21 protein-coding genes and 1 riboswitch are annotated in these 23209 nt (G+C 67.7%); of the genes, 16 read left to right on the plus strand and 5 right to left on the minus strand.

The window, feature by feature from the left end:
* Nucleotides 1–882 (plus strand): alpha/beta hydrolase (locus Q0326_RS04825; RefSeq protein ID WP_298687690.1); only part of this gene is annotated, 882 nt, incomplete at its 5' end.
* Between the two features lie 517 nt (nucleotides 883–1399).
* On the opposite strand, the gene Q0326_RS04830 is transcribed toward Q0326_RS04825, so the two are convergent.
* Nucleotides 1400–2452 (minus strand): SDR family oxidoreductase, encoded by a 1053-nt coding sequence (locus Q0326_RS04830; protein ID WP_298687692.1) that lies wholly within the window; start codon nucleotides 2450–2452, stop codon nucleotides 1400–1402.
* 21 nt (nucleotides 2453–2473) lie between these two features.
* Between Q0326_RS04830 and Q0326_RS04835 the strand changes: the two genes are divergently transcribed.
* Entirely contained in the window at nucleotides 2474–3016 is a 543-nt protein-coding gene (locus Q0326_RS04835; protein ID WP_298687694.1) for a TetR family transcriptional regulator, read from the plus strand.
* Nucleotides 3017–3383: 367 nt separating this feature from the next.
* Here Q0326_RS04835 and Q0326_RS04840 read toward each other — a convergent pair whose 3' ends face one another.
* The gene (locus tag Q0326_RS04840) at nucleotides 3384–4277 is read right to left on the minus strand and encodes a LysR family transcriptional regulator (protein ID WP_298687696.1); all 894 of its coding nucleotides are present in this window, start codon (nucleotides 4275–4277) and stop codon (nucleotides 3384–3386) included.
* A gap of 95 nt (nucleotides 4278–4372) precedes the next feature.
* Between Q0326_RS04840 and Q0326_RS04845 the strand changes: the two genes are divergently transcribed.
* Together Q0326_RS04845 and Q0326_RS04850 are read left to right on the plus strand one after the other, a co-directional pair.
* Entirely contained in the window at nucleotides 4373–5470 is a 1098-nt protein-coding gene (locus Q0326_RS04845) for an aldo/keto reductase (RefSeq protein WP_298687698.1), read from the plus strand.
* 197 nt (nucleotides 5471–5667) lie between these two features.
* On the plus strand, nucleotides 5668–6252 hold the full coding sequence (locus Q0326_RS04850) for an SOS response-associated peptidase (protein WP_298687700.1): 585 nt from the start codon (nucleotides 5668–5670) through the stop codon (nucleotides 6250–6252).
* A 61-nt stretch (nucleotides 6253–6313) separates the two neighbouring features.
* Here Q0326_RS04850 and Q0326_RS04855 read toward each other — a convergent pair whose 3' ends face one another.
* The gene (locus tag Q0326_RS04855; protein WP_298687702.1) at nucleotides 6314–7327 is read right to left on the minus strand and encodes an inorganic phosphate transporter; all 1014 of its coding nucleotides are present in this window, start codon (nucleotides 7325–7327) and stop codon (nucleotides 6314–6316) included.
* An 18-nt stretch (nucleotides 7328–7345) separates the two neighbouring features.
* The gene (locus tag Q0326_RS04860; protein ID WP_298687857.1) at nucleotides 7346–8455 is read right to left on the minus strand and encodes a DUF47 family protein; all 1110 of its coding nucleotides are present in this window, start codon (nucleotides 8453–8455) and stop codon (nucleotides 7346–7348) included.
* Between the two features lie 232 nt (nucleotides 8456–8687).
* Nucleotides 8688–8935, plus strand: a riboswitch (cobalamin riboswitch).
* A 195-nt stretch (nucleotides 8936–9130) separates the two neighbouring features.
* Here Q0326_RS04860 and Q0326_RS04865 point away from each other — a divergent pair.
* The 4 genes from Q0326_RS04865 to cobJ are packed head-to-tail and all read left to right on the plus strand — an operon-like array spanning nucleotide 9131 to nucleotide 12427.
* Nucleotides 9131–10330, plus strand: coding sequence for a cobalamin biosynthesis protein CobG (locus Q0326_RS04865; protein ID WP_363303702.1), 1200 nt, complete (start codon nucleotides 9131–9133; stop codon nucleotides 10328–10330).
* Entirely contained in the window at nucleotides 10330–10959 is a 630-nt protein-coding gene (locus tag Q0326_RS04870; RefSeq protein WP_298687704.1) for a precorrin-8X methylmutase, read from the plus strand. Before Q0326_RS04865 ends, Q0326_RS04870 begins: the two co-directional genes overlap by 1 nt.
* Nucleotides 10956–11681, plus strand: coding sequence for a precorrin-2 C(20)-methyltransferase (cobI, locus tag Q0326_RS04875; RefSeq protein WP_298687706.1), 726 nt, complete (start codon nucleotides 10956–10958; stop codon nucleotides 11679–11681). The genes Q0326_RS04870 and cobI overlap by 4 nt, the downstream gene beginning before the upstream one ends.
* Nucleotides 11678–12427 (plus strand): precorrin-3B C(17)-methyltransferase, encoded by a 750-nt coding sequence (gene cobJ / locus Q0326_RS04880; RefSeq protein WP_298687708.1) that lies wholly within the window; start codon nucleotides 11678–11680, stop codon nucleotides 12425–12427. Before cobI ends, cobJ begins: the two co-directional genes overlap by 4 nt.
* Here the strand turns inward: cobJ and Q0326_RS04885 are convergent.
* Nucleotides 12403–13185: a cobalt-precorrin-6A reductase gene (locus Q0326_RS04885; protein WP_298687710.1), complete on the minus strand. Its 783-nt coding sequence runs from the start codon at nucleotides 13183–13185 to the stop codon at nucleotides 12403–12405. The two genes, cobJ and Q0326_RS04885, sit on opposite strands and share 25 nt — an antisense overlap.
* Here Q0326_RS04885 and cbiE point away from each other — a divergent pair.
* The 8 genes from cbiE to Q0326_RS04925 all read left to right on the plus strand — a co-directional run bounded on the left by cbiE (nucleotide 13142) and on the right by Q0326_RS04925 (nucleotide 23060).
* A complete protein-coding gene (gene cbiE / locus Q0326_RS04890) occupies nucleotides 13142–14347 on the plus strand; it encodes a precorrin-6y C5,15-methyltransferase (decarboxylating) subunit CbiE (protein WP_298687712.1) in 1206 nt (401 codons plus the stop codon). The genes Q0326_RS04885 and cbiE overlap by 44 nt on opposite strands.
* Nucleotides 14344–14709: a cobalamin biosynthesis protein gene (locus tag Q0326_RS04895; RefSeq protein WP_298687714.1), complete on the plus strand. Its 366-nt coding sequence runs from the start codon at nucleotides 14344–14346 to the stop codon at nucleotides 14707–14709. The genes cbiE and Q0326_RS04895 overlap by 4 nt, the downstream gene beginning before the upstream one ends.
* Nucleotides 14706–15491: a precorrin-4 C(11)-methyltransferase gene (gene cobM, locus Q0326_RS04900; RefSeq protein ID WP_298687716.1), complete on the plus strand. Its 786-nt coding sequence runs from the start codon at nucleotides 14706–14708 to the stop codon at nucleotides 15489–15491. The genes Q0326_RS04895 and cobM overlap by 4 nt, the downstream gene beginning before the upstream one ends.
* A 61-nt stretch (nucleotides 15492–15552) precedes the next feature.
* Complete coding sequence (gene cobF, locus Q0326_RS04905; RefSeq protein WP_298687718.1) at nucleotides 15553–16323, plus strand: precorrin-6A synthase (deacetylating); 771 nt, start codon at nucleotides 15553–15555, stop codon at nucleotides 16321–16323.
* 259 nt (nucleotides 16324–16582) lie between these two features.
* Nucleotides 16583–18895, plus strand: a complete 2313-nt coding sequence (locus Q0326_RS04910) for a glycoside hydrolase family 3 N-terminal domain-containing protein (protein ID WP_298687861.1) — start codon at nucleotides 16583–16585, stop codon at nucleotides 18893–18895.
* Nucleotides 18896–18908: 13 nt separating this feature from the next.
* Complete coding sequence (gene manD, locus Q0326_RS04915) at nucleotides 18909–20120, plus strand: D-mannonate dehydratase ManD (RefSeq protein WP_298687720.1); 1212 nt, start codon at nucleotides 18909–18911, stop codon at nucleotides 20118–20120.
* Entirely contained in the window at nucleotides 20117–21388 is a 1272-nt protein-coding gene (locus Q0326_RS04920) for an MFS transporter (protein WP_298687722.1), read from the plus strand. Before manD ends, Q0326_RS04920 begins: the two co-directional genes overlap by 4 nt.
* A gap of 28 nt (nucleotides 21389–21416) precedes the next feature.
* The gene (locus Q0326_RS04925; protein ID WP_298687724.1) at nucleotides 21417–23060 is read left to right on the plus strand and encodes a DUF5597 domain-containing protein; all 1644 of its coding nucleotides are present in this window, start codon (nucleotides 21417–21419) and stop codon (nucleotides 23058–23060) included.
* Nucleotides 23061–23209 lie beyond the last annotated feature (149 nt).

Raw genomic sequence — 23209 nt, forward strand, 5'->3', positions numbered from 1 at the left:
CTCCTTCGCCGTCGCCTGATCAGACTGTCACTCGCCAACCAGGTGAGCAGTTACGGGCCTACCCGCTTCACGGTGGTAGACCAGGGACCGCGTAACGGGCCGGACGTAATCCTTCTTCCCGGCCTGACCAGCAGCCGAGCCGTATGGGATACAGAGGGAGCCAGACTGAAGGGAAATTATCACCTTCACCTTGTGCAGGTAAACGGGTTCGGCGATCAACCTGCAGGCGTGAACGCTACACCCGGGGACTTGCTACCGGCGATTGTCGATCAGCTTCACGAATACATTGCAACCCGGCATATGCACCCCGTCGTGGTCGGGCACTCCCTGGGCGGTCTGATGGGCCTTATGCTGGCGCAGAAATACCCTGAGGACCTATCCAAACTTGTTGTGGTCGATGCTTTGCCCTTCATCGGCCTGATGTTCGGGCCGCAGGCGACCGTAGCCAGCACCACCACAGCTGCCCGAACGATGCGCGACGGTATGTTGACGCAGACTCTCGAGCAACGCGCCGCTATGGAGAAACACACCGCCGAGACGCTGGCGCTGACCCTGCAAGGCCGTGAGCGCATCGTGGCCGATGGTTTGGCGAGCGATCCGAAGGTTGTGGCCGAGGCCACATTTGCAGACTTTCAGACTGACCTGCGGCCCGCTCTGGCGACGATCAGCACGCCGACGCTGGTACTCTATGCCTTCGACCCCACGCTAGTCTTTCCGGGCGGCACCAAGCCGACGCAGGCGCTGGCGGACAGCATCACCGCTAACGCTTACAAGGATATGCCGAACGTCACGCTAGTGCGGGTGGACAACTCGCGCCACTTCATCATGTACGATCAGCCGGAGACGTTCGCGAAGACCGTGGAAGCGTTCATCCGCTTCTAATCAACGGCCGTCGTCCACGATCGCCCGTCGTTTTGGGAAACAGCTGAGGCGGTTCCTGCGCTTGAAAGATGCCTATCGCAAATCCGATGTCCCGTGCCGATCACGTCCATTCGACCGCCGCGATCCGCGTCCGGAGCGGTCCGGCCGGTCTCGGGGACAGAATTGCCGGACGGTTTTCGCCCCAGATATCGTCGTCTGCGCGAAATCGTGGCGTTCCCGGAAGCGCCATTCCATTCTATGTCGCGTTTGGTATCGTCTCGGTGAGGAGACTGCCCTCCATACGCATGGCTGTGATACCCAATCCTGATTGGAGGCCTTCCACAACGATCCCGTCGGCGCGCAAAAAGCACTTAGCGCACGAACCGCAATCCGCTCTTCCGGCGTGACAATGGTGCCATGAATGGCCGGTCAGGGCCTAGACTGGCGCGATCCCGTATCGATCGCCGACACTGCGCAAATCCCTTCGCAGCGGTAATGCGCTCCGTTTGCCGTGGCTGATCGCCGGCCGCAACAGCAGTCAGCCGAACGTCACGCCAGTCAGGGTTTCCGATGCAGCCCATAATTTGGCGGCGACGGCGGCGTTCAGCGCCTGCGGCTCGATCTTGGCCGGCCCGGGTACGCCCTTCAACTCCTGAAAGCCCTGCGGCCCGAAATATCGGCCGCCGGAGACGTCAGGCATAGCGGCCGCCATCACTTGCGGCAGCGCGCCCTGCGCCACCGGCTGGCCGATTACGTTGACGGCCATGCCGCTGATCCACGCCATGATCCCGCCACCGGCGCCCGGACCGTTTGCCATCAGATCGGTCGTCGCGACGCCAGGATGCGCGGCCACGCTGGTCAAACCCCAGCCATGGGCGTCGCTCCGCCGGCCGAGTTCGAGTGCGAACATCAGCATCGCCAGCTTGCTCTGCGAATAGACCGGCCAGGGCTTGTAGCCGGCCTCGTAGTTCAGGTCGTCAAGGCGGATCGTGCCATTGCGATGCGCGATGCTGGAAAGCTGCACGACGCGCGCCTTCGCGACGCTCAGCAGCGGCAGCAGGCGTGCGGTCAGCGCGAAGTGCGACAGATAGTTGGTGCCAAACTGCCGCTCGAACCCGTCGGCGGTTGTCTCGCGCTTGGCCAGCGCCATCACGCCCGCATTGTTGACGAGAATGTCGATCGGCCGGCCGGCTGTCAGGATCCGGTCGGCGAAGGCCGCGATCGAAGCGAGACTGGCGAGATCCACCATCTCGAATCGCGCAGTGGCGTTCGCGCATTGCCCACGGACCAACGCCTCGGCCGTGCGTCCCTTGTCGGCGTTGCGCCCGGCCAGGATCACCTCGCCGCCCGCTTGCGCGAGACGCAGCGCGGTCTCCAGCCCCAATCCCCCGGTCGCGCCGGTCACGATTGCCAATTTGCCCGACAAATCGGGAATATCCTTGGTGGTCCAACTTGCCATGATCGTGATCCTCGGGCTGACGCGTAAATCGGCGAGCGCTGCTTGCTTTAATATGCACTCCATGCAAATATGCAAGCAGTGCAGGAAATCAAGCCCATCGGCCTTCGCGGCCGCAAGCGCGCCGAGACGCATGCCCGCATTCAAGGCGATGCCATGCGCCTATTCCTCGAGCGTGGCTTCGAGGCTACGACGCTCGATGATATTGCGGGTGCGGCAGACGTCTCGCGCCGCACGCTGTTCCATTATTTCGCCTCCAAGGAGGAGATCGTCTTCTCCACCAAGGCCGACTTCCCGAAGATGATCGCCGAGGCGATTGGCCGGCGCCCGGTGGACGAACCGCTGCTGGACATGATCGAAAATGCCTTGCTCGATCTGGCGGTGGAGCATCAGACGACGCAAGCGCGCGATCTAGCGCGGCTCATCCATGACACGCCCGCGCTCAGTGCGGGCGATCACGCCAAATATGAGAAAGTGGAACGCGTGGTCGCAGCCGCCTTGGCGGCCCGCAAAGGGCTCGACGAAGACGACATAGACTGTCGCGTCACCGCCGCGACCGCGATCGGCATCCTCAAGCTCTCGACCGACGCCTGGCTGAAGGGCGATGATGCCGGACCTGACACCTACGGCAGAGCCGCTTTCGCGGCGCTGCGGCGTATCATCGCCCGACGCGCGGGAAACGAACGATCCTCCACCTGATCCTGTCGCGTCCGAGCCTGAGCGCCTCCCGAAAGGGCGTCTGCCCCACCGCGCCGCTCGCCGTGAACGCGGCGGCGAGGAGCCCGGCTCCGCAAATCGATCGGCAGATCCCGCGCGACGCGCTGCGCGCGCGGCCATTGGGAGGCGTCCAAATATCTTTCATCCTTGCGTTCCCTGCTCTCCATAGCCGGCGTGGGCTTTTTCCGCCGTCACTGACCAGATCGTTCGCTGTGCAGACAACGGCGATCGTCTCGACCGGCTATACCGCCGCACCGATCACGACTTGGAGTGGGAAAAGCTATTTCCGGCTTCCCGATTATCGAACAGGCGAGCGCTCGGTCGTTCTATCTCGCGTCTTGTCCGGATCCTATGTGCCGACCCATCGCAGACTATCTACCAATGCCCGCAGGGCAGGGGGCACCTGCCGGCTCGGGTAGTAGATGTGGCAACCCGGAAACGTCGGGCACCAATCCGCCAGCACCTGCACCAGACGTCCGTCGGCTATCTCTTCGGCGACGTCGTGCTCCATGATGTACCCCAGCCCGACGCCCGCCCGAACCGTGGCAGCAGCGAGGCTTTCGTCGTTAACGATCAGCTGTCCGTCGGAGCGGATCTTGATGTCCCGGCGGTCTCGCTCGAATTCCCAAGGCAGAAGTCCGCCGCCACCGATCATGCGGTAGTTGACGCACCGGTGCTGCTCGAGGTCTCCGGGGGTCTCGGGGCGAGGGTGGCGGTCGAAATAGGACGGCGTCCCGACCACGACGGTCCGAAGCGTGGGACCGACCGGCACCGCGATCATGTCACGCTCCACCGTCTCGCCGAGCCGAATGCCGGCATCGAATCCATTGGCGACGAGATCGACGAGGCGGTCGTCGACGATCACCTCGACCGACACGTCGGGATGCTCGAGGAGGAACGCGGGAAGACGCGGGGAAAGGATCGTTCGCGCCGCATATCCGAAGGTCGTCAGGCGGATGGTCCCCGACGGGACGCCGCGCCAATCGGCTAGTGCGGACAGGCCGAGGGCGACTTGGGCCAGGGCGGGATCCAGCGACTGGAGGAGGCGCTGACCTGCGGCGGTCGGGGCGACGCTCCGTGTCGTCCGGGCCAGCAGCCTTACCCCCAGTCGGGTCTCGAGCGATCGCATCGCATGGCTGAGCGCGGACGGCGACAGACCGAGCTCGGCGGAGGCGCGCGTGAAACTGCGCGTGCGCGCGACCGCCGCGAACGCGGCCAGATCGTCCAGTTCGCCGCGTCGCATTGCTGCAAAATCCTCACAAGCCCTTGCCGAGTCCCGGCTCTAATGCAGGGCAGCGGCGAGCCCTATCTTGCTGCGTCATGCAAGGAGATTCACCAATGGCGCTCAACAGCTACCGCACACTCGGCCGATCGGGGCTGGTGGTCAGCCCGCTCGCTCTGGGAACAATGACGTTCGGGGCCGGACGCTGGGGCGCCGACGAGGGAACGTCCAGAAACATCCTCAACGGCTATGTCGAGGCCGGCGGCAATTTCGTCGACACCGCCGACGTCTATTCCGGCGGCGAGAGCGAGCGGATGCTCGGGCGCTTCGTGGCGGAGCGGAAGCTGCGGAACAAGCTGGTCATCGCCACCAAGGCCGGCTTCTCGCGGGAACAGGGTACGCCGCTCGCGGGCGGCAACAGTGCCCGCAACATCCGCGATGGCATCGAGGGCTCGCTGCAGCGCCTCGGCACGGACCGGATCGACATGTACTGGACCCATGTCTGGGATCGCACGACGCCGCCGGAAGAGGTGCTTCGCGCGTTGACCGACGCCGTCAGGCGCGGCGATATCCTGTACTACGGCTTCTCGAACGCGCCGGCCTGGTACGCCGCGCAGATCGCGACGCTCGCGCGGGCGCACGGGTTGCCGGAGCCGGTGGGGCTCCAATATTCCTATTCGCTTCTGGACCGGGGCGTCGAACTGGACCTTATTCCCGCCGGAACCGCACTCGGCATGGGGCTCGTCTGTTGGAGCCCGCTCGCTGCGGGCTTGCTGACGGGTAAGTACGGTCGCGAGAAGATCCAAGAAACGGGGCCAGCGGGCAGCCTTCCCGACAGCGCGGGCGAGACGCCCGATGGCGGCAGCAACGGACGCCTCAACGGCGACAATCCGTATGGCGGCATGCTGTTCACCGAGAAGAACTTCGACGTCGTCGATGAACTCCGCGCCGTATCCGAGGAGGTCGGCCGACCGATGGCCCAGGTGGCGCTCGCCTGGGTGGCCAACCGGCCTGGCGTCTCGTCCACGCTGATCGGGGCCAGCCGAACCGAGCAGCTCGACCAGAACATCGCGTCGCTCGACGTCGTCTTGTCGGCAGACCAGCAGGGCAGGCTCGACGCGGCCGGAGCGCTTCCGCTGCTCAATCCATATTTCATCTTCGAGCTGCCGCGCGAGCGCATCTTCGGCGGCCAAGCGGTGACGCCGTGGCGATAGTCCCCGTCCCGGCGCGGTACGAACGAACGAACGGAACGGCGGTCGGAATGGCGAACGACGCAGGCCGTGACGTGTCGTCTGACGGCGGCCCGGGAGATGTCCTGCGAGGTGTCCTGATCAAACGATGTTGCCTGCAGGCCAAGGAACACAGATAGAACGAACAAGGCGAGTCAAGCGAGAGGTCGACAGGTTGCGCGATGTGTAACGACTATCGTCAGCTGGTTGACCTCTCGTCCATCGAGGAGGGCTTTCAGGATTTGAAGATCCGCGTCGACTTCCCGGAGGGCAGGCCCAACCTCGAGCCGCGAGCCGACGTACGCATCACCGACGTCGCTCCCATCATGCGCGGAGTCGGCCGCGGAGTTGGTGACCTCGTTCAACGCCGATGGAGCTGGCCGGGCCCCGCGGGCAAGCCGGTCTACAACTTCCGTTCCGATGGCCGCAGCTTTGGGGAGGGGCGATGCCTGATCATCGCCGACGGCTTCTACGAGTTCACAGCGCCGACGGATCCGAAGAAGAAGCGCAAGGACAAATGGCTCTTCACGATGAAGGGCCGCAGCTGGTTCTGCATCGCGGGGATTTGGCGATCGGATCCAAAGATCGGCGAGGCGTTCACGATGTTGACGATGCCGCCTGGCCCCGACATCGAGCCCTATCACGATCGCCAGATCGTCATACTGGATCCATCGTCCTGGATAGACTGGCTCGATCCGTCGATCCCGGCGCAGCAGCTGATCCGCCCGCTGCCGGTCGGCACTCTGGAGGTCGCCGCCGTCGGTTGAGGCCTGGCATTGCCCGTGGACCGTCGCCACGCCGCTCCGCCGCGTGTCTAGCGCGGCCCGCTCAGAACAGCAGCGTCATCCAGTAGAACAGCGCGCCGACGATTGCGGCGGCGGGGATCGTGACCACCCAGGCGACGACGATGCTCGACGCGACGTTCCAGCGTACCGCCGACATCCGCCGCGACGCGCCGACGCCGACGATCGCGCCGGTGATGGTATGCGTGGTCGAGACCGGAATGCCGAAATAGGTCGCCATGAACAGCGTGATCGCGCCACCGGTCTCCGCACAGAAGCCTTGCGGCGGCGTCAGGCGCGTAATCTTCGAGCCCATCGTATGGACGATCTTCCAGCCGCCCAGCAGCGTGCCCAGCCCCATCGCGGTCTGACAGGCGAGCACCACCCAGAGCGGCACATGGAAGGTCGGCCCGAGCAGACCCTGCGAATAGAGCAGCACCGCGATAATCCCCATCGTCTTCTGCGCGTCGTTGCCGCCGTGCCCCAGCGAATAGAGTGACGCCGAGACGAGCTGGAGCTTGCGGAAGCGGCGATCGACCTGCAGCGGGGTCGAGCGGACCGACGACCAGGCGACGACGAGCACCAGCAGCAGGGCGAGCACAAGGCCGAGTGCGGGCGACAGCACGATTGCGAGCGCGGTCTTGATCACGCCGCTCCACACGACCGCCGAAAAACCCGCCTTTGCGGTCCCCGCCCCGATCAGGCCGCCGACCAGCGCGTGGCTCGACGAGGACGGGATCGCCATGATCCAGGTGACGAGGTTCCAGATGATGGCGCCCATCAGCGCGCCGAAGATCACCGCGGCGTCGATCACATGACCGTCGACGATGCCGGTACCGATCGTCGTCGCGACGTGGGTGCCGAACACCAGGAAGGCGATGAAGTTGAAGAAGGCGGCCCAAGCGACCGCATGATGCGGCTTGAGCACGCGCGTCGAGACGACCGTCGCAATCGAGTTGGCGGCGTCGTGAAGCCCGTTGAGCAGGTCAAACGCCAGGGCGACCGCGATCAGCGCGACAAGCAGCGGCAGCGCGAGATGGGTCAAAACGTCACGATCCATTCGTCGGCGCGCGCACGATCACGCATGGTCGATCACCAGCCCCTGGATCTCGTTGGCGACGTCCTCGAAGCGATCCGCGGTCTTCTCGAGATGCGCGTAGATTTCCTGCCCGACGACGAAGTCCATCGGTTGGTCGCGGCTCTGTCGGAACAGCGCCTTGAGGCCCTGGTCGTGGATCTCGTCGGAATGGCCCTCCAATTCGATCAGTCGCGCGGTCAGCGTGTGCAACCGGCCGGCGTTGGTCGAGAGCGCGCGCAACAGCGGGATCGCCTCCGCGGTGACGCGCGCGGCCTCGACGATGATCCCCGACATGTCGCGCATCTGCGGCGCGAACTCACGTACCTCGAACAGCGCGACCGCCTTGGCGGTCTGGTGCATCTGATCGATCGCGTCGTCCATCACGCCGATCAGCCCGGTGATCGCCGAGCGGTCGAACGGGGTGACGAAGGTGCGGCGGACATCCTGCAGCACGTCGCGGGCAATGTCGTCGGCGCGCTGCTCCTGCAGCACGATGTCGCGGATGTGCGTCTCGAGATCGTCGCCGCCCTGCATCAGCCTCGCCAGCGCGTCGGCGCCTGCGCACAGGGTCGCGCTGTGCGCCTCGAACAGATCGAAAAAGCGGCCCTGCGTGGGCATTAGCGACTGGAACCAGCGTATCATGGGGATCGTCCTTCCGATCGTCTCGCCGACCGCGAGGATGCGGTCGACGAGGCCAGCCTTGGCGGGCGGCTCGCGAAAACAGGTGATGATGGTCTTAAGTTCGGGCTCGTCGACGGCGGCCGCGGCGTCGCGCAGCGTGAACCACGCGGTATTGCGCTCGTCCTGCTCGGGCCATTCCTCGGCCTGGCCGGTGACCGCGAACGGGAAGACGTCAACCGCGATCGTCTTGGTCAGCCCCGTCTTGCGGCGTTTGGCATAGGAATAGCTGCCGATCAGCGTCGGGCAGGCGATGCCTTCCGCCCCGGCTTCCTCAAACGCCTCCTGCGCCGCCGCCTCATGCGCCCGCAAGCCCTTGATCGGATTACCCTTCGGTATCACCCAGCGCTGCGTCTCGCGGCTCGTGATCAGCATCACGCGCATGCTGCCATCGGTCTCGATACAATAGGGCAGGGCGGCAACCTGGCGAATCTCGCGTCTCCTCGACGACGGGGGTCCCGCTCAACACTACGGGGTCGGTCGGTACAAGTCCTGCAACGCGCGGATCGCGATATAGACCGTTTGGCCGCGAGGGTGCGCGCTGATGCGGCAGATACGATGCGGCGACAGGCCGGCCGGACCCGCGCAAAATGCCGGGGTTCGAACTCAGGCGTTGGCGCTGCCCGTCCGCGCCGCTATGGTCGTGCCGGGTCGCGCATCTTGCGCGATCCGAGATCGCGCCGGTGCCTCGCAAGGGGCTTAAAATGGGAAGGCGGTGAGGGTGATGGCGGAAAAGCTGCATCCAAAGCCGCAGCTGTCCCTGCAACTGTAAGCGGCGAGCGGGATGCACATCGCCTCGGGGTGTTCCACGGGGCAGTCACTGGGCGACGCACAGCGTGCCGACCCTGGGAAGACCGTGCATCGCGCGTTGACCCGCAAGCCAGGAGACCTGCCGGCGTTCTGGTCGCTCTTGCCTCGGCCCAGGGATTGGCCATGGCACGGAAGCTCCGTCGGAGCGACGAACCTGCGGCGGGGGCCGCATCGGTTCGCATGGGCAGGCGTCGCGTCCGCCGGGCCATGCGCACCGACCGCACGCGCGGACGCCCTCGTCCTTCGTCGCCGGCGCCCGAGATCCGTGTCCATGCTCGTTCCCTCACGATTGCCACCATGTCGCTCGACATCGGACGCGACGCGCGTGTCACGATCGGTGCCGCCAGTGCCGGCCCGCGGGCGTGGCTCGCTATGAAAGGCTTCGAGGTAAAAGGCTGGTGTCCTGACGCATGGCGGCCGATGCAGGCGGGCGACGGCCTGTTGGTGCGCGTCCGTCCGCCCCTCGGCCAGCTGACCCGTGCTGAGGTCCTGGGCCTATGCGAGGCCACCAAGACGTACGGTCGCGGCCGGATCGAGATCACGGCGCGCGCCAACCTTCAGGTCCGCGGCGTCGGCGAAGGCGCATGGCGCGATCTCGTCGCAGCGCTTCTGGCACTGGGGCTTGTCGATCCCGATCCCGCCCGCGAGGCTAAGCGCAATGTCCTGGTCGTGCCCGATTGGTGCGACGGCGACGACAGCCACCGCATCGCCACCGCCTTGCTAGCCCAGCTCGACGCGCTGCCAAGCGTGCCCGGCAAGGTCGGTTTCGCCATCGATGCCGGTGTCGCCCCGATGCTTGGCGAGGCGTCCGCCGATTTCCGGGTTGAGCGCGACAGCGACGGCGGTTTGCTGGTGCGTGCCGATGGTCGTGAGACGGGCATGGCGCTGGAGCCTCGCGATGCCGCGGATGCTCTGGTCGCGCTGGCGCGCTGGTTCGTCGAGAGCGGCGGCATCGGATCCGGGCGGATGGCGCATCACCTCGCGCCGCTCCCCGCTTGGGCGCAGGGGGGCAGCCGCCCCGCCCCGGCTCGCGCGCCGCTTTGGCCGGGTGCCCACGCGCTCGGCGCAATATATGGCACCGCGTTCGGCACGATCGAGGCCGACACGCTCGCGGCTGCGCTGGCGGATGCCGACGCCGTCCGCTTCACGCCCTGGCGGCAACTGCTGCTCGAAGGGGCGGCGGCCCGCGCTCGCGATGGCCTGATCGACGACGCCGCAAGTCCGATGCTGCGGGTCGAAGCCTGTCCCGGCGCTCCGGATTGCCCGCAGGCGAGTGTCGCGACGCGTCCGCTCGCAACCGCACTCGCGACGCGGATGACGGGGACGCTCCATGTCTCCGGCTGCGCCAAGGGCTGCGCCTGCAGGCGGTCCACCGATATCGTGCTGACCGGGCGGGACGGGCGGTTCGATATCGCTTTTGCCGCCCGCGCCGGTGCGCCGCCGCGGCACGAAGGCGTCACGCCGGCGACGCTGCTTGCCCGGTTGGGAGCGGCCTGATGGCCCATGTCTATGAAACCGACGGTGCTGCGATCTACCGGCGATCCTTCGCGATCATCCGCGCCGAAGCCGATCTGGCCCGCTTCGGGGCGGATGAGGAGGGCGTCGCGGTGCGCATGATCCATGCCGCAGGGATCGTGGGGCTGGCCGAGCATATCCGCTTTTCCGCCGGCTTCGTCGCCGCGGCGCGTGAGGCGCTGGTCCGCGGCGCGCCGATCCTGTGCGACGCGCGGATGGTAAGCGAAGGCGTCACCCTTACGCGACTGCCCGCGGCCAACCCGATCCTGTGCACGCTTCACGACGAGGCGGTGCCCGCGCTCGCGCAATCGATGGGAACGACGCGATCGGCCGCGGCGCTGGAGCGATGGCGGCCGCATCTGGGCGGTGCGCTGGTCGCGATCGGCAATGCCCCGACCGCCCTGTTCCACCTCCTCGACATGCTCGACGACGAGACATGTCCGCGTCCGGCCGCGATCATCGGCTGCCCGGTCGGCTTCGTCGGCGCGATCGAATCCAAGGCGGCGCTCTGGGCGGCGTGTCCGGTGCCCTGCTGCATCGTCGAGGGCCGGATGGGCGGCAGCGCGATCACGGTCGCGGCGGTCAATGCGCTTGCGAGCCGCGCCGAATGACGCCCGGTACGATCCACGGCGTCGGGCTCGGTCCCGGTGCCCCCGACCTGCTCAGCGTGCGCGCCGATCGGCTGGTCCGCGCGACACGCCACATCGCCTATTTCCGCAAGGCGGGGCATCCGGGGCAGGCGCGCCGCATCGTCGACGGCTTGCTGCGCGCCGACGCCGTCGAGCTGGCGATGGAATATCCCGTCACCACCGAGATCGCGTTCGACGATCCCGACTATAAGCACCGTCTGTCCGGCTTCTATGCCGACTGTATCGAGCGACTGGTCGCGCTCGCCGCCGCCGGCGAGGATATCGTCGTGCTGTGCGAGGGCGATCCCTTCTTTTACGGCTCGTTCATGCACCTCTACACCCGGCTGGCGGGCCGGGCGGCGGTCACGGTTGTGCCGGGGATCACCGGCATGTCTGGCGCCTGGACCGCGAGCGGCGTGCCGATCACCTGGGGCGACGATGTGCTCACCGTGCTGACGGCCACGCTGCCCGAGGCAGAACTCGTCCGGCGGATCCGCGATACCGATGCGTTGGTCGTCATGAAGATCGGGCGGCATCTCCCCAAGCTGCGCCGCGCGCTCGCCGCGGCGGGGCGCGAGGATGCGGCATGGCTGGTCGAATATGCCACGATGCCGGGCGAGCGCGTGTCCCGGCTTTGCGATGTCGGCGCGGTCGCGCCCTATTTCTCGATCGTGCTGATCCACGGGCAGGGGCGTCGGCCGTGACCGGCTGGCTTGCGATTGCAGGGCTCGGGCCGGGCGATGCCGGCATGGTCACGCCCGAGGTGACGGAGGCGCTCGCGCTGGCGACCGATGTCGTCGGCTACATCCCCTATGTTGCCCGGATCGCGCCCCGGCCGGGACTGACGCTGCATGCGACCGACAATCGCGTCGAGCTCGACCGCGCCGCGCATGCGCTGGCGATGGCGGCGGACGCCAAGCGCGTCGTCATCGTCTCGTCGGGCGATCCCGGCGTGTTCGCGATGGCCGCCGCCGTCTTCGAGGCGCTGGAGGCGGGGCCTGCCGACTGGCGAGCGCTCGATATCCGCGTGCTGCCCGGCATAACCGCAATGCTGGCGGCGAGCGCACGGGCCGGGGCGCCGCTCGGCCATGACTTTTGCGCGATCAACCTGTCCGACAATCTCAAGCCCTGGTCGCTGATCGAACGCCGCATACGGTTCGCGGTCGAAGCGGACTTCGCGATCGCCTTCTATAATCCGCGCTCCGTCGCCAGGCCCGAGGGCTTTGCGCATGTGCTCGCGATCCTGCGCGAGACCTGCGGCGCGCATCGCCCGATCCTCTTCGCGCGCGCTGTCAGCACTGCCGAGGAGACGTTGCGCATCGTCCCGCTCGGCGAGGCTTCGCCCGACATGGCGGACATGCGCACGATGGTGATCGTCGGCTCGAGCCGCACGCGGACGATCGAACGGCCGGGCGGCAGCTGGCTCTACACGCCGAGGTCGGCAGCGTGACCAAGCCAGCGCAACGCCGTTCCGATATCATATACTTCAGCCGCCGCCGAAACCGGGGGACGATCGATCATCAGCACCGGAAGTCCGAGCGTGCGCGCCGCGATCAGCTTGGCCGATGCACCGCTGCCGCCGGCATTCTTGCAGACCAGCAGGTCGATCGCATGCGTCTGCAGCAGCGCAACATCGGAGGCTGGGTCGAAAGGCCCGCGATCGACCACAAGCACGTGCCGGGGCAAATCCGGCAGCGTCTCCGGCAGATCGACGAAGCGCAGCAGATAGGCATGGTGCGGCTGCGCGGCGAACGCATCAACATGCATCCGGCCGAGCGCGAGCATCACCCGCTGCGGTGGGCCGGACAACGCATCGACCGCGGCGGGGATGTCGGCGACATGCCGCCAGCGATCCCCCTCTACCGCACGCCACGGCGGCCGGGTCAGCACGATATGCGCGGTGCCGGTTTCGGCGGCCGCGAGAACGGCATTGCGCCGCATCGTCGCGGCGAAGGGATGGGTCGCGTCGATCAGATGCGTGACGCGCTCACGCTGCAGATAGGCCGCGAGGCCCTTCACCCCGCCGAAGCCGCCGACGCGCACCGGGATCGGCTGCGGCTTGGGGTGGGCGGTGCGCCCGGCATAGCTCAAAGTCGCGCGCAGGCCGCGTGCGGCCAGCGCCTCGGCGAGCGCGCTCGCCTGCGTGGTGCCGCCGAGCAGCAGGATGTTGGGTGTGGTTGAGGCGGCTTGGCTCACGATCGTCGGCATAGGCGAGGATGGCCTCGCCGGGCTATCCCCCGCGAGCCGGGCCGCGCTCGATGCCGCCGAGATCGTGACCGGATCGGCGCGGCATCTTGACCTGCTGCCTGATCTCGCCGCCGAGACGCGCGTCTGGCCGGTGCCGTTCGCGGACGGTATCGCGCCGCTCATCGCCTTGCGCGGGCGCCCGACCGTGATGCTGGCGTCGGGAGATCCCTTCTGGTTCGGCGCCGGCAGCGTTCTGGCGCAGCGGCTCGATCGCGGCGAGTGGGTCGCGCACCCGGCGCGCTCGACCTTTGCGCTGGCCGCCGCCCGGCTCGGTTGGCCGCTGGAGGCGACCACCTGTCTCGGCTTGCATGCGCGCCCGCTGGCTCGCATCCGCCCCCATCTGGCGGCAGGCCGGTCGCTGCTCGTGCTGGTCCGCGATGGCGCCGCAGTGGCGGAATTGGCGCACCTACTCGCCGATCTCGGTTTCGGGGCGTCCCGACTCCATGTCCTCGAGGCGCTGGGCGGCCCCCGCGAGCGCATTCGCGCCACGACCGCCGATGCGCTCGACTTCGCCGACATCGCGCATCCGGTCGCGGTCGCCATCGAGGCACAAGGTGGCGCGGGCTTGCCGCGCAGCGCGGGGCTCGCCGACGCGCTGTTCGCGCATGACGGACAGATCACCAAACGCCCGATGCGCGCACTCAGTCTGTCCGCGCTGGCTCCGCGCGCCGGCGAGATGCTGTGGGACGTCGGTGCGGGGTCGGGATCGATCGCGATCGAATGGCTGCTGACCCATCCCGCGAACCGCGCGATCGCGTTCGAGGCCGATCCAGGCCGTGCGCCGCGCATTCGTGCCAATGCCGCAGCGCTGGGCGTCGATCGGCTCGATGTCGTCGAAGGGCGCGCGCCCGCGATCGTGGCCGGGCAGCCATCGCCGGACGCGATCTTCATCGGCGGCGGCCTGTCGCAGCCGATGCTCGACACGATCTGGACGTTGGCCGCACCCGGCACGCGTCTGGTCGCCAACGCGGTGACGCTCGAATCCGAGGCGCTGCTTGCGACATGGCATGCCGCGAAAGGCGGCACGCTGCTGCGGATCGAGCTCGCCGAGGCCGCGCCGCTCGGCACGCGTCGCGGCTGGCGGTCGAGCTATCCGGTGGTGCAGTGGAGCGTGACGCTGTGATCGTCGCGGGTTTCGGCTTTCGTCGGGCGGCTACGTGTGCCTCGTTCGAGGGCGCTTTGCGTCTGGCGCAGGACGGCCTGCCGACGATCGAGGCGCTTGCCGTACCCGACGACAAGCGCGCCGCCTTCGCGCTGTTCGCCGACACGCTCGGCCTGCCGATCATCGCCATCTCCGCCGATGCGCTGGCGGCGGCCGATACGGCCACCCGGTCCGCGCCCAGCATCGCCGCGCGGCGGACCGGAAGCGTTGCGGAGGCCGCCGCGCTCGCCGCCGCGGGCGAAGGCGCGGTTCTGCTTGGCGCCCGTCATATCTCGCCGGATCGCCTCGCGACCTGTGCCATCGCCCGAGGCGCCTGCCCATGACCGTCCATTTCATCGGCGCCGGCCCCGGCGCGCCCGACTTGCTGACCCTGCGCGGCCGCGACATTCTCGCGCGCTGCCCGGTGTGCCTCTATGCGGGCTCGCTGGTGCCGGCCGCGATGCTCGCGCATTGCCCGCCGGCCGCGCGGATCGTGGACACCGCGCCGCTCTCGCTCGACGAGATCATCGCGGAGATCCAAGCCGCGCATGCCGCGGGACACGACGTCGCGCGACTACATTCGGGCGACCTCTCAATCTGGTCGGCGATGGGCGAGCAACTGCGCCGCCTGCGCGCGCTGGGCATCCCGATCAGCGTCACCCCCGGTGTTCCCGCCTTCGCCGCCGCCGCCGCCGCGCTGGAGGCCGAGCTGACCCTGCCCGGCCTTGCCCAGTCGGTGGTCCTCACCCGCACCCCAGGCCGTGCGAGCGCGATGCCGGCGGGCGAGACCTTGGCCAATTTCGCGGCGACGGGCGCGACGCTCGCTATCCATCTGTCGATCCACAACCTTGCGGCGGTCGTCGCCGACCTCGCGCCGGCCTATGGCGGCGACTGCCCGACCGCGATCGTATGGCGCGCCAGCTGGCCCGAACAGCGCATCGTCCGCGCGACCCTTGCCACGGTCGCGGTCGCGGTCGCCGGCAGCATGGAGCGGACCGCGCTGATCTTGGTCGGCCCGGCCGTGGGTGGCGAGGGTTTTGCCGAGAGCCGCCTGTACGCGCCCGACTATGATCGCCGCTTCCGGCCGAACGGTGCCGATCCGCGCTTTCCGGGAGACCCGGCGTGACGCGCGACGGCGGTTCCCGCGAGGTGGCGCCGATCGCCGGCGCGGGTGTGTCCGCCGGGCTATGATCCGCCTCGCGCTCATCGGCATCGGTACGGGCAACCCCGATCATCTCACCCGCGCTGCGGTCGACGCGATGAACGCCGCCGACCTGATCCTGCTGCCACGCAAGGACGCGCGCACCGCCGAGCTAATCGACCTGCGGCGCTCGATCTGCGGAACCGTGCTGACCGGCGCTACCCGCGTCGTCGAGTTCGATCTGCCGACCCGCGCGGCGACGCCTGATTATCGCAGCGACGTCGATGCATGGCACGATGCCATTGCTGCTGCCTGGAGCGCGGAGATCGATGCGCATCTTCCCGACGGCGGGGCGCTGGCATTGCTGGTGTGGGGCGATCCTGCCCTCTACGACAGCACGCTGCGTATCGCCGAGCGGCTTCGTGCCGCCGGGCGCGCGCTCGATCTGCGCGTGATTCCCGGCATCACCAGCATCCAGGCGCTCACCGCCGCGCATGCCATCCCGCTCAACACGCTGGCAGCGCCGGTGACGATCACGACCGGGCGCCAGCTTCGCGACCATGGCTGGCCGAGCGGAGCGGTGAGCGTCGTCGTGATGCTCGATGCGGGATGCGCGTTCGAGGCGCTTGCACCGCACGGCGTCGACATCTGGTGGGGGGCCTATCTCGGTCTGCCGCAGCAAGCCTTGGTCCATGGACCGCTCGCAACGGCGGGTCCCAAGATCGCCGATCAGCGCGCCGCGCTGCGCGCCCGGCACGGCTGGATCATGGACATCTATCTGCTGCGCCGGGAGGCGCGCGTCTGCGCCGGACAGTGAACGCGAGCGCATGTCGTACCCAGCGTTGACAAGCGTCGCCATTATCTGAAATGGTAGCGCTATCAAATTGAGAGCGTCCTGAAGGATGCCGTTGCGCGAGGCGCAGGGGAGAGTGATCGTCGTGAGCCAAGTCCGTACCGGCGATTCGTGCGCAGACCCGCAGGTCCGCGTGCGTGACGCGATCGGTTTCCGTCCGGATCGCCGTCTTCTGCTGGGCTGGCTGGCGGGTGCCTCGGTCTCGACCATCGCAGCCGCGGCGATGCCCCGTACCGGGGCGAGCGACCGTCTTCCCTATCGCGACCCACATGTCCCGATCGATCTGCGCGTCCGCGACCTGCTGGCGCGGATGACGCTCGACGAGAAGGTCGCGCAGCTGATCGCGCTGTCGACCGGCAAGCGCGACGTGATGGATGCGGCGCTCGCCTTCGACCCGGCCCGCGCGAAGCAGACCCATCCCGACGGGATCGGTCAGATCGCCCGCCCCTCGGACCGCACGGGCGCGGCGACCGCGACCAACACCGGTGCCGAGGTCAGTGGACGCTGGCGGACGCCGGCGGACACGATCGCCTTTGTCAACGCCGCGCAGCATTGGGCGATGACCGAGACCCGGCTCGGCATCCCGATCCTGTTCCACGAGGAAGCGCTGCACGGCTATATGGCGCCCGACGCGACCAGCTTCCCGCAGGCGATCGCGCTCGCCGGCTCGTTCGACCGCGACCTCGTGCGGCGGGTCAACATGGTGATCGCCGCGGAGGTGCGCGCGCATGGCGCGGTGCTCGCGCTGTCCCCGGTCGTCGACATCGCGCGTGATCCGCGCTGGGGCCGGATCGAGGAGACGTTTGGCGAGGATCCCTATCTGTGCGGCGAAATGGGGGTTGCCGCGGTCACCGGACTGCAGGGCGAAGGCAAGACGCTCGGCCCGGACAAGGTGTTCGCGACGCTCAAGCACATGACCGGGCACGGCCAGCCCGAGGCCGGCGAGAATACCGCGCCCGCGCCGATCGCCGAGCGCGAGCTGCGCAGCTATTTCCTGCCGCCCTTCCGCGCCGTCGTCGCGCGCACCGGGGTCGGCGCGGTGATGCCCTCCTACAATGAGATCGACGGCGTGCCGAGCCATGCCAACCACTGGCTGCTGCGCCAGATATTGCGCGGGGAGTGGGGGTTCGAGGGCATGATCGTCAGCGATTATGCCGCGATCGGCGAACTGGCGAGCTATCATCACATCGCCGCCGACGCACAGGGCGCCGCCCGGCTCGCGCTTGCCGCCGGGGTCGACTGCGACCTACCCGACGGCCAGGCCTATCGCACGCTGGCCGACCAGGTTCGCGCCGGTCTGGTCGCGCCCAGCGCGGTCGACGAGGCGTGCCGCCACATGCTCACGCTCAAATTCCGCGCCGGGCTGTTCGAGCGGACGCCGATCGATCCGAAGGCATCGGCACGCCTGACCGGCAACGCTGCCGCGCGCGCGCTGGCGCTCGAGGCGGCGCGGCGCTCGATCGCTCTGCTCGTCAATGACGGGACGTTGCCGCTCGACCCCGGGGCGCATCGTCGTGTCGCGGTGATCGGCCCCAACGCCGCGGTCGCGCGGCTCGGCGGCTATTCGAGCGAGCCACGCCAGACCGTCTCGCTGCTCGACGGCGTGCGCGCCAGGCTCGCCGGCAAGGCCGAGGTGCGGCACGCCCAAGGCGTGTTCATCACGCGCAACGAGGATCGCTCGGCCAATGCCGTCGAACTCGCGGATCCGGCACGCAACCGCACGCTGATTGCCGAAGCGGTCGAGACGGCGCGCGACTGCGACCTCATCCTGCTCGCGATCGGCGACACCGAGCAGACCAGCCGCGAAGGCTATGCCAAGACGCATCTCGGCGACCGCACCGGGCTCGATCTGATCGGCGAGCAGGCCGAGCTGTTCGACGCGCTCCATGCGCTCGGCAAGCCGGTGGTGGTGGTCGCGATCAACGGCCGACCGCCCTCCTGGCCGAGTGTCGTCGCCCGGGCCAATGCGCTGCTCGAATGCTGGTATGTCGGGCAGGAGGGCGGCACCGCGATCGCCGAGGCGCTGTTCGGCGACGTCAATCCGGGGGCCAAGCTGCCGGTGACCGTGGCGCGCAGCGTCGGCCAGCTGCCGCTGTTCTACGATGCCAAGCCGTCGACGCATCGCGGCTATCTGTTCGACACCACCGAGCCGCTGTTCCCGTTCGGCTTCGGCCTGTCCTACACGCGCTTCGAGATCGGCGCGCCGCGGCTCTCGGCGGCCACGATCGCGCGGGCGGGCAGCGTCACCGTCGAGGTCGATGTCGCCAATGTCGGGCCGCGCGCCGGCGACGAGGTCGTCCAGCTCTACGTCCACGACCGGGTCGCCTCCGTCACCCAGCCGATCAAGGCACTCAAGGGCTTCGAGCGGGTGACGCTTAAGCCGGGCGAGCGCCGCACGCTGCGCTTCACGCTCGGCCCCGACGCCTTCTCGCTGTGGAACCTCGACATGCGCGAGGTCGTCGAACCCGGCGACTTCGACATCCTGGTCGGCGCGAACAGCCGCGATCTCCAGTCCGCCCTCCTCACCATCGCCTGAACAGAGAGTAGTCATGCCCAGGATCACCGACGCCAAGGTCATCGTCACCTGCCCCGGCCGCAATTTCGTGACGCTCAAGATTGAGACCGACGAAGGCGTCTACGGCCTCGGCGATGCGACGCTCAACGGCCGCGAGCTCTCCGTCGCCAGCTATCTCAGCGACCATATCGTGCCGATGCTGATCGGCCGCGACGCGCACCGGATCGAGGATATCTGGCAGTATCTCTACAAGGGCGCCTATTGGCGCCGCGGCCCGGTGACGATGAGCGCGATCGCCGCGGTCGACACCGCCTTGTGGGACATCAAGGGCAAGGTCGCCGGGCTCCCCGTCTACCAGTTGCTCGGCGGCGCATCGCGGGACGGCGTGATGGTCTATGGCCATGCCAACGGCGTCTCGATCGAGGAGACGGTCGAGGTCGCGCTCGACTATCAGCGCCAGGGCTACAAGGCGATCCGTTTGCAATGCGGCGTGCCGGGGCTGCCTTCGACCTACGGCGTCTCCAAGGACAAGATGTTCTACGAGCCCGCCGACGCCGATCTGCCGACCGAGAATCTGTGGTCGACCGAGAAATATCTGCGCGTCGTCCCGCAGCTGTTCGAGGCGGCGCGCAAGGCGCTCGGCTGGGACGTGCATCTGCTCCACGACATCCACCACCGCCTGACCCCGATCGAGGCCGGGCGGCTCGGCAAGGATCTCGAGCCCTATCGCCCGTTCTGGCTGGAGGATGCGACGCCGGCCGAAAATCAGGACGCCTTCCGCCTGATCCGCCAGCACACCACGACGCCGCTCGCGGTCGGCGAGATCTTCAATTCGATCTGGGATGCCAAGCATCTGATCGAGAACCAGCTGATCGACTATATCCGCGCGACCGTCGTCCACGCCGGCGGCATCACGCATCTGCGCCGGATCGCGGCGCTCGCCGATCTCTACCAGATCCGCACCGGCTGCCATGGCGCGACCGACCTCTCGCCGGTGTGCATGGCGGCGGCGCTCCATTTCGACCTGTCGGTGCCCAATTTCGGGGTGCAGGAATATATGCGGCACACCCCCGAGACCGACGCGGTCTTCCCGCACGCCTACAGCTTCGATCGCGGCATGATGCACCCCGGCGACAAGCCCGGCCTCGGCGTCGAGATCGACGAGGTCCTTGCCGCGCAATATGCCTATAAGCGCGCCTATCTGCCCGTGAACCGTCTTGAGGACGGCACGATGTTCAACTGGTGACGGAGATCGCGCGGCCACGCGGCAATGTCCGCTGGGTGATCTGCGGCCTGCTGTTTGCCGCGGTGGTGCTGAGCTATGTCGATCGTCTCGTGCTGCCCGTGCTCAAGCCCAGCCTGCAGGCGCGCTATGGCTGGACCGAGCAGGGCTATGCCGATCTCGCCATCTGGTTCCAGGGTGCCTACGGCCTCGCCTATGTGCTGTTCGGGCGGCTGGTCGACCGGGTCGGCGCGCGGATCGGCTATGCGCTGGCGGTGACGCTGTGGACGATCGGCCATGTCGCGCATGTGCTGTTCACCAGCACTGCCGGGATGGCGATCGCGCGCGTGCCGCTGGCGATCGGCGAGGCGGGGGCCTTCCCCGCAGCCCTCGCCGCGACGGGGGAGTGGTTCCCCAAGTCCGAGCGCGCGCTGGCGATCGGCATCTTCAATGCCGGCTCGAACGTCGGCGCGATCGTGACGCCGCTGGTGGTGCCGATCATCGCCGTCACCTTCGGCTGGCGAATGGCGTTCGTCGCGACCGGGCTGCTCACCGTATTGTGGCTGGTCGCCTGGCTCGGCTTCTACCGCCGGCCCCGCGAGCATGCGCGCGTGACGCCCGCCGAGCTCGCCTGGATCGAACGCGAGCCCGCCGAACCGGCACGTCCGATCGCGTGGCGGACGCTGCTCAGCCTGCGCCAGACCTGGGCCTATATGCTTGGCCGCTTCCTGATCGATCCGGTGTGGTGGACCTTCCTGTTCTGGCTACCCGACTTCTTCAACCGGCAATATCATGTGAAGATGCTCGATTTCGGACCGCCGTTGGTCGCGGTCTATCTGCTTGCCGACATCGGCTCGATCGGCGGCGGCTGGCTGTCGTCGCGGCTGCTGCTGCGCGGCTGGACCACCGGGCGTGCGCGCAAGACCGCGATGCTGGTCTGCGCGCTGTTCGCGCTGCCGATCGCGTTCGCGGCCCACGCCCCCAGCCTGTGGTCGGCGGTGTTGCTGATCGGGCTCGCCTGCGCTGCGCATCAGGGCTTCTCGGCCAACGTCTATGCGCTGCCCGGCGACCTCTTCCCGCGCGGACGCGCCGGCTCGGTGATCGGTCTGGGCGGGCTGAGCGGCGCGGTCGGCGGGATGCTGATGGCCAAGTTCGCCGGCACGATCCTCGCGCGTCTCGGCAGCTATCAGCCGATCTTCCTGGTCGCCGCCTGCGCCTATCTCGTCGCGCTGCTGGTGATCCACTTCCTCGTTCCCCGCTACACGCCCGTCGCATCGGCGCAGATCGCATGACGGCAGGGCCCCTCAAGGAAACCGGTTTATGATCCTTCGGACGCTGACCGCCGCCTGTCTTCTCGCCAGTGTCTCGAGCATGGCGGTGGCGGCGCCGCCGCGGATCGAGAAGCAGGGCGACGCCTTCCGCCTCGTCGTCCAGGGCAAGCCGATGCTGATGCTGGCCGGCGAGCTCGGCAATTCGAGCGCGTCGAGCGAAGCCTATATGGCGCCGCACTGGGCGCGGCTGCGTGCGATGCATCTCAACACCGTGCTGGCACCGGTGTCGTGGGAATTGATCGAGCCGCGCGAGGGCCAGTTCGACTGGACGTCGGTCGACATGCTGATCCGACACGCGCGGGCCAACGACCTCCATCTCGTCTTCCTGTGGTTCGGCGCGTGGAAGAACAGCATGTCGACCTATGTGCCGGGCTGGGTAAAGCGCGATCAGGCACGGTTTCCGCGCGCGGCCTTGCCCAACGGCCAGAGCGTCGAGATCCTGTCCGCCTTCTCGCCCGCCACTCTCGCCGCCGACTCGAAGGCCTATGCCGCGCTGGTCGCGCACATCAAGGCGGTGGACGGCGAGCGCAACACCGTCCTGATGGTGCAGGTCGAGAATGAGATGGGCATGTTGCCGGTCGCGCGCGACTATGGGCCGCTCGCCGATGCGGCCTTCCGCCAGCCCGTGCCGGCGATGCTGATCGATTATCTGACCGCGCATCGCGACACGCTGCGTCCGCAATTGCGTCGCGCCTGGGATGATCATGGCGCGCGCACCGCGGGCAGCTGGGAAGAGCTGTTCGGCCCGGGCGATGCGACCGCCGAGATCTTTACCGCCTGGTCCTACGCCCGTTATGCCGACGCCGTCGCGGCGGCAGGCCAGCGCGACTATCCGCTGCCGATGTACGCCAACATCGCCTTCAACCGGATCGGCAAGGCGCCCGGTGAATATCCGAGCGGCGGCCCGCTGCCCCATCTGATCGACGTCTGGAAGGCGGGCGCGCCGCATTTGGATATGCTCGCACCCGACGTCTATTTCCCGAGTTTCGTCGATCTCACCACGACCTACCATCGTGCCGACAATCCGCTGTTCATCCCTGAAGCGAACAACGCGACGTCGGCCGAGGTCGGCGCCAACGCCTTCTTCGCCTTCGGGTCGTTGGCGACCATGGGCTACAGCCCGTTCTCGATCGAGTCGATCGACGACAAGCCGGATAATGACGTGACCTCGGCCTATGCGGTGCTCGAACAGCTGACCCCCGCATTGCTGGCCAATGAGGGGCTCGGCCGCGTCATCGGCATGAAGCCCCGCGTGCTCGAGGATGGTACGGTGCTCGACCAGCCGACCGTGACGCGCCTTGGCGGCTATGAATTCACGACGAGCTATGTCGATGCGCAAAGCACCATCCCCAAGGCCGACCAGCATACCGCCGCGCACGGCGGGCTGATCATCCAGACCGGGCCCGACGACTTCCTGATCGCGGGCAGCGGCATCACCGTCACGTTCCGACCGATCAGCGGCGGGCTGTCATTCGCTGGGATCGACAGCGCGTGGGAAGGTGTGTTCGACAGTGCCGGTCATTGGGTAGCGGGGCGGCTCATGAACGGCGATCAGACCCACCAGGGTCGCCACATCCGCCTCGAGGCCGGCCACTTCTCGATCCAGCGCGTGCGGCTCTATCCCTATCGGTAACCGCTGATTGCGACATGTAATATCACGTACGGTTACCTCTTGACACATCACTTGTCTTGTCAGACATAAGCCGTGTTAGCGTTATCACGCGACACTATTCAATCCGCCGTCCGAGCGGAACTACACAGGGGATCTGAACAGTGCTTCCG

The organism is uncultured Sphingomonas sp. (assembly GCF_937859915.1).
Lineage (GTDB): Bacteria > Pseudomonadota > Alphaproteobacteria > Sphingomonadales > Sphingomonadaceae > Solisphingomonas.